We start from the raw sequence: 2,921 nt of genomic DNA, 5'->3' as shown, positions 1-2,921 counted from the left end.
GGCTGTGTGCGGAATTTAGTTCAGCACCTTGAAAGCCCCGTCCCAACACCAAACTAGCGTTATGGTGTGAGCCTTATTGCTCCATTTAGGTAAGTAAGCCTTACGACATTCTCACCGTAGCACGGGTCAAAACGGTTTAAGGGTTAGGGCTTGTTCGCGTAGCGTGGCCTTTTGGCCAAGGCCAAGGCCAAGGTTGTTCGCCCAAGGCGATTCGGTTTACGGTAGGTTAAAGGGTGAAGGGGTGAGAAGCTACTTTTCACCCCTTCAGGTCAACATCGACCGTGAGGGATCAATTACGAGTGGCACAGCGGCAAAAACAACGTATCTTCTATTTCTTTGCGCACCGTCAGACTCAGCTGACAATTACTATTGAGGCACTCTACTAGCAAGTGATTAGCACGACTATACTGCTCTAACCAATCTTGGGATGTCTTGCTCAAATCCCATTGGTGACCCATATTACGATGCTCAATCATCAAAGCCCTTAATTGTGATAACCATTCCGGACCATGACTTTGCCACCATTGTTGAATACTATCTCGGTCGTCATCATCTAGGTCAGGTAGCTGATTTTTAAGCTTCTCTAGATAGTCTCCTATAGACTCAATCCCAGTCAGGTGATTCAAGTCAAGGGCAAGGTAAAGAGCACTGAGTCGGTCGTAAACTAGTTCTGGTGTCATAGCTTGGGCAACAGCTAAAGCATGATCTAAAGCTAAATCTAGGGCAAGTTCACTACCCAACTCCCCTCCTAGTCTGTGATCAATAGCCAAAGCTAAGGCTTGATTCCGGGAAAGAGGATGGTTAGGAGGAAGGGCAAGGGTCATGTAAAAGGCACGCACTGCTGCTGGCTTGTAGGGAGTATCGATGTCGAGGGATTTGATCTCGATCCAGTTCAAGAACTTGCTCAAGGTATCATCTAAAGCCATAACGCCTGGTGTCTGTTTGACTGAGTCAAACACCATTTCTGCACAGACTAACCGATTAACCTGTTGCTTGATCAGCAACAATAGCTGATCAGCATCTGGCAACATTTGTGCTGTGAGTAAAAATACTTCCCGCCAACGTTTCTCCTGTAGGTGTTCGACTAGCTGTAACAAAGACATCCCATTGCCGATCACAATCGCTCTGGCGGTAAAATACTCTTGAAATGTCAGATGAGAGAATGAGTAAATTCGTCGTGCCCGCTCTACCAATAGTCCATGCTGCACCTCGATAGATTTGAGTACTGCTAAGCTATCTAATTCTAAAGCTGCCTGGTTGCTTTGAGTTGCTGGTAATTTCCGTAAATAATCAGCAATTAATTGTTGCAGCCGAATTTCTTCAAAGAAATACTCCCCTTGCTCAAAGGTGATAACTGCTAATTGAGAAAGTAATTCTAGCTTGTGGGGCAAGGATAAATTACGATAAATATCATCTCGCTTAACACCCCGGGCTTCATCCCAGCGAATCAGTAGTAAGTCTAGTCCTTGCTGGTAAAGATCAGAGCGTTTAACAGGAAAGTCAGCTTTGGTTTGAAACACCAGACAGGCTAGATTCAGCAAGACTGGTGTTGTTGCTAGTTCTCTAATTTGCTGATTTTCTGGCAGCTTCATCTGCTCGATAAACAGAGATGCTTTCTCCAAACCTGATTCTGGGTCATTCCTTGCTATCGCCACAAACCACTTTTTAGCAAAGTGTTGAATTTGTGCTGGTTTGAAGTCAGCAATCTCAACCTCAGTAAATCCCCGAAATCGATACTGTTGAGCTGCAATACGACATGTGATGATCAGCTGATTTTTGTAATACTTTTCTGAAATCTTGCGGATTTGTTGAATAACTTGATTACTGGCAGTTTCCGGGACTTCATCCAAGCCATCCATTAAGATCAAGCCTCTGCCATAGCTGAGGATAGTTTCAATATCTTGTTCTGAAATACCACAACTTTGGAACTCTTGATTAATGTAGTTAAATAGGCTGAAACTACATTCGATCATAGCATCCTCGGCAAAGTTTTTCAATCGAATCAAAATCGGAACCCGATCCGATTGAAAATTTCCTTGATTGCACTGAATAGCCAGATATTGCAAAAAGGTGGTTTTCCCAGAGCCAGGTTTACCTAGCACCATCATTTTAGGATAGCGTTCTACCGCTTGCACTCCTGGTATGCTTTCCCGGCGCACTTTGCCTATACCCAAGCGGTCAAATTCCTCCGGTGGGAAGCCTTGCAAATCCTCAATTTCCAACCATCGTTGACTAGTGATTTCTTCGAGAATATTCACATCTACGTAGATGTGATCTAAACTCACCGGTCGAGCAATATCTAATAGGCGCAGAGTGCCACACTGATTTTGAATTTTGTCATGGTAGTGCGATCGCACTTTGGTGACGATGGCATCAACTCTACTTTTGTCCTCAGCTGCTTTCTGTTCTGCATCTATCTGAGCATCTTCTGGTATAGCGACAATCTCTTCCATCTCCAAATCCAGATGAAAGCAGATTTCGCTAAAAACGCGGCGGTCAACGGGTTTACCGGCAAAAAACTTCCAAATCGGTTGGCGAGTTTCTATGCCGATTTCACCCGCAAAATATTCTTGTGTCCATCCCTTGCGTTCAAAAGCCTGTTTGGCTTTTCTGATGCCGTCTGGAGATGCCTGGAGAGATCGCTTTGCCATAGCTCAAGCTTAATTTACTGAAAAATCTTTCGACACTCACCTATAGATTTCCCGAAAAATAGGTCAAGAGCCACAACGAACGGATCACAATGGGAAATTTTTGATCAGAGGGGGTGATGGGGTGATGGGGTGATGGGGTGATGACGTGATCAGGTGATGGGGTCAGAAGTATATAGAAATCCTCAATCATTTGTGAAAAAGAACCCATGGTGAGATTCTTACTTCTCTTCCTCCACTTCCGGTCTCAGACCCCTCTCCCCCTCTTCTGGA

The 2,921-nt window shown here is 44.6% G+C and carries 2 protein-coding genes; both read right to left on the bottom strand.

The genetic code is table 11. From position 1 onward, the window contains the following. Positions 1–293 precede the first annotated feature (293 nt). Positions 294–2,651 (bottom strand): NACHT domain-containing protein, encoded by a 2,358-nt coding sequence (locus F6K20_RS32230; protein WP_008177669.1) that lies wholly within the window; start codon positions 2,649–2,651, stop codon positions 294–296. 40 nt (positions 2,652–2,691) lie between these two features. Continuing rightward, positions 2,692–2,859 (bottom strand): hypothetical protein, encoded by a 168-nt coding sequence (locus F6K20_RS32225; RefSeq protein WP_154659631.1) that lies wholly within the window; start codon positions 2,857–2,859, stop codon positions 2,692–2,694. Positions 2,860–2,921: the final 62 nt, after the last annotated feature.

Origin of the sequence: Moorena sp. SIO2C4 (assembly GCF_010672485.1) — a bacterium.
GTDB lineage: Bacteria > Cyanobacteriota > Cyanobacteriia > Cyanobacteriales > Coleofasciculaceae > Moorena > Moorena producens.
Note: the sequence above shows the minus strand (reverse complement) of the source record. Positions and strands in the feature narration are given on the sequence as shown.